At 56.7% G+C, this 3,257-nt stretch carries 3 protein-coding genes and 1 pseudogene; all 4 read right to left on the bottom strand.

The features are described 5' to 3' along the window. Positions 1–31: 31 nt before the first annotated feature. A pseudogene (locus ACRESJ_RS21110) lies at positions 32–145 on the bottom strand (transposase domain-containing protein); the annotation flags it as partial. Positions 146–918: 773 nt separating this feature from the next. Continuing rightward, positions 919–2,445 (bottom strand): IS66 family transposase, encoded by a 1,527-nt coding sequence (gene tnpC, locus ACRESJ_RS21105; RefSeq protein ID WP_431759633.1) that lies wholly within the window; start codon positions 2,443–2,445, stop codon positions 919–921. 61 nt (positions 2,446–2,506) lie between these two features. Continuing rightward, positions 2,507–2,842, bottom strand: coding sequence for an IS66 family insertion sequence element accessory protein TnpB (gene tnpB / locus ACRESJ_RS21100; RefSeq protein WP_431759632.1), 336 nt, complete (start codon positions 2,840–2,842; stop codon positions 2,507–2,509). After that, positions 2,839–3,156, bottom strand: a complete 318-nt coding sequence (gene tnpA, locus ACRESJ_RS21095) for an IS66-like element accessory protein TnpA (protein ID WP_431759631.1) — start codon at positions 3,154–3,156, stop codon at positions 2,839–2,841. Before tnpA ends, tnpB begins: the two co-directional genes overlap by 4 nt. Positions 3,157–3,257 lie beyond the last annotated feature (101 nt).

Raw genomic sequence — 3,257 nt, 5'->3', positions numbered from 1 at the left:
CGTATGCGTCCGGGCATCCCGTCTTGCGCAACTAAACCGGTTGCCATCTATGCGGCAGTAGTTCAGCAATTGCACTCGCCCGCTGCGTCGGCAGGCGCGTGAGGACGTTCTTCAAATAAGCATACGGATCATGCCTATTGAGCCTTTCCTCGAATTTCGGAGAATTACTTCCGGGTATTTCACCCTGGGAGAGCAGGAAAGCAGAGGTAACACATGTGTCAGTTCGTATAATTACATTAGACGGTGTTTTAACTGATTTCTGTCCCCCCAATTTGGCACTGATTCGAGAGTGTTTTCAGCCACCCCGATCGGCTTGCCGGGCCACCGGGCGACGCGGACGGATTTGTGCGCCGAAATGCCGCTCCCCTCGCCGTGTTGCCGCCTATTGCACGCATGTCATCACCAGAATCGCGCGGGGCTTGCTGCTGACATCCCAATCGGCTGCGCGCCTTTATCAAGCTCCGCATAATTCAATTGGCCATGTTTTAGCTTTGGCTTGTCCCCCCCTTGCGTGACCAGGCAACTGGAGTCCAATGCTTGTTTGATCAGTGCAGGCGTGAATGAACTCGAATGAGGCACATATGCGCCACGACATTATCGCCCTCGGTGCGATATGGGTGTTGATTCGGGTTGTCTCAGGGCGTTAGGGGCGGCGTCGGGGTTGTAGTGGTGTGGAGTAGGTGCGTCTACAGTGCTTTCGGTTGAAAGGCATCGATAAGTAGACGGTGTTTTTTAGGTGCGGATTAGGGCTCGCTGAGTACTCAGTGGGTGCTTATAAGGGTTGGGTGAATGTGGGACTGGGTGTTCCTGGGTTTATATGGAGTGGCGATGGTGCAGGTCGGGTGCAGAGAGCGCACCCAAAGCACCCAAATTGCCAAGAATGATATTGACGGTGGGAAGTGCCCCCACCTGATGTAATTACACCGGTTGCCACCGATGCGGTAGCAACGCCGCAATCTCACTCGCTCGCTGTGTGGGCAGCCGCGTCAGAACATCCTTCAGATAGGTGTACGGATCATGTCCATTAAGCCGTGCTGACTGGATCAAACTCATGATCGCAGCCGCTCGTTTGCCACTGCGCAGTGAACCTGCAAAGAGCCAGTTCTTGCGCCCAAGTGCCCACGGCCGGATTTGGTTCTCGCACCAATTATTGTCAATGGGGACGGCCCCGTCATTAAGGTAGCGCGATAGCGCTGCCCAGCGTTTCAGGCTGTAATCCAGTGCTCTGCTGATAGCCGAGCCTTCGGGCACGAGATCACGCTGGGCGGTCATCCAGGCATGCAGCGTATCCATCACCGGTACGGCTTTTTCCTGTCGTATTCGGTGGCGTAGATCCGGTTCCAAGTCGCGGACTTCACGTTCGATTTCGTACAGCATTTGGATGTAGCGCAGGGCCTGTTCGGCGAGCATGCTCTTGTTGGTGGCATGTAGTTCGAAGAATTTGCGCCGCGCATGGGCCATGCAGCCTATCTCGGTCACACCGAGTTCGAAGCTGGCCTTGTAACCACCAAAATCGTCACAGACCAGCTTGCCTTTCCAGTCTTGCAGGAAGTTGCGAGCATGCTCACCGGCGCGGCTGGGGCTGAAGTCGTAAACGACAGCTTCTGTTTCGCAGAATTGGCTGGTGGCGTAGGCCCAAACATAAGAGCGATGGGTTTTCTTCGAACCCGGGGCGAGCATCTGCACCGGTGTTTCATCGGCGTGGATGACTTGCTGCCCGAGCACTACGTCGCGCAGCGCATCGACCAGAGGCTGCAACTGCACACCAGTAACGCCAACCCACTGAGCCAAAGTTGAACGTGGAATCGCCAAACCTGCCCGACCAAAAATCGATTCCTGGCGGTAAAGGGGCAGATGGTCGGCAAACTTGGCAATCATGATGTGGGCCAGCAACCCGGCGGTCGGGATGCCCTTATCGATGACCTGCGCCGGAACGGGTGCCTGGATCAGCGTTTCGCAGTCATTACAGACCCATTTGCCACGGACATGGCGTTCGACGGTAAATACGCCGGGCGCGTAGTCCAGCTTCTCGCTGACGTCCTCACCAATGCGTTTGAGTGCGCAGCCACATGGGCAGTGAGTGTTGTCGGGTTCGTGATGAATCAACGTGCGCGGAAACTCCGCCGGCAACGCCGTGCGTTTAGGCTTTTGCTTTTTCTCGGTCGGCGGTGGAGCAGTTTGCAAGGCTTGAAGCTCGGCTTCAATCGCCGCGATATCGGTATCGATCAGGTCATCGAGCAAGCTGGCCTGCTGCGGATTCAACTGCTCGCTGCGCTTGGCAAACTTCAAGCGCTTGAGCTGCGCGATCTCGTGGGTCAGCTTCTCGATAACGGTTTGGTCGCGATGGATCTTCTTGCCCATGGTGTCGACCTGCGACAGCAACTGCGCTGCCAAGGCACGCAGTTGCTCAGAGGACATTTGGTCGAGATTGGGCGAAGAAGTCATGCCACGAATTTTGCCAGAGCAGGCAGGTCGGGGCGATAGACCGATAGGCTAATGGCAGCCGTTAAAGCAGTGTGATCGAACCGCCAGTCCCCGCGCGTTGCCAAGGCAGGCCCAGCACTAAAGCCTGAAGTTGCTCGGTATCCAACTCTAATTCCGAGCCATGACGAACGGTTGGCCAGTGGAACTTGCCTTGATTCAACCGGCGAGCAGCCAGCCAGATGCCAAAGCCGTCATGCACCAGCACTTTCATGCGAGTGGCGCGGCGGTTGGCGAACAAGTAAGCGCAGTGCGGCTTCGCCGCACCAAACACCGCGATCACCCTGGCCAACGCGGTCTCGGTGCCTGCGCGCATGTCCATCGGCTCGGTGGCGAGCCAGATGGAATCGATGCGGATCATTGGACGAGTCCACGGATGAATCGGGCGCACCCTTCGGGATCGGAGGTTGGCCACTTCACCGTGAGCGTTTGCTGGCTGAGCGGTAATTCAATGATCGCCAACGCTTCGGTCTTTCGTTTTGGTTCGACTTTCAAAGGAATGAAAGCTGGTAGCGCGACTGCCTGCTGATCACGGTAAAGCGGTAGCCACCGGCGAACGACATTGGCGTTGATACCGTGTCTCATCGCAATAGCCGCCACGGAAACACCGGGCTGTTCGCACTCTTGGACGACCTGGGTTTTGAAGGATTTCGGGTAGGACTTACGTTGGCGCATGGCGATCCTGACGTTAAGGGTAATTGCGTCCGCTTAAAATACGCGGACACAATCGCCCTTATCGGCCTGACTCGGAAGGTGTGTTCGCCGGCCCCTTACGC

It is taken from the genome of Pseudomonas sp., assembly GCF_050739655.1.
Classification (GTDB): Bacteria; Pseudomonadota; Gammaproteobacteria; order Pseudomonadales; family Pseudomonadaceae; genus Aquipseudomonas.
The sequence above is the reverse complement of the archived record's forward strand: the minus strand, read 5'-3'. Positions and strand labels throughout refer to the sequence as shown.

Excerpts from the sequence above, each read along its gene's own strand:
- tnpC (WP_431759633.1), bottom strand. The coding sequence starts at position 2,445 with ATGACTTCTTCGCCCAATCTCGACCAAATGTCCTCTGAGCAACTGCGT.
- tnpB (WP_431759632.1), bottom strand. The coding sequence starts at position 2,842 with ATGATCCGCATCGATTCCATCTGGCTCGCCACCGAGCCGATGGACATG.
- tnpA (WP_431759631.1), bottom strand. The coding sequence starts at position 3,156 with ATGCGCCAACGTAAGTCCTACCCGAAATCCTTCAAAACCCAGGTCGTC.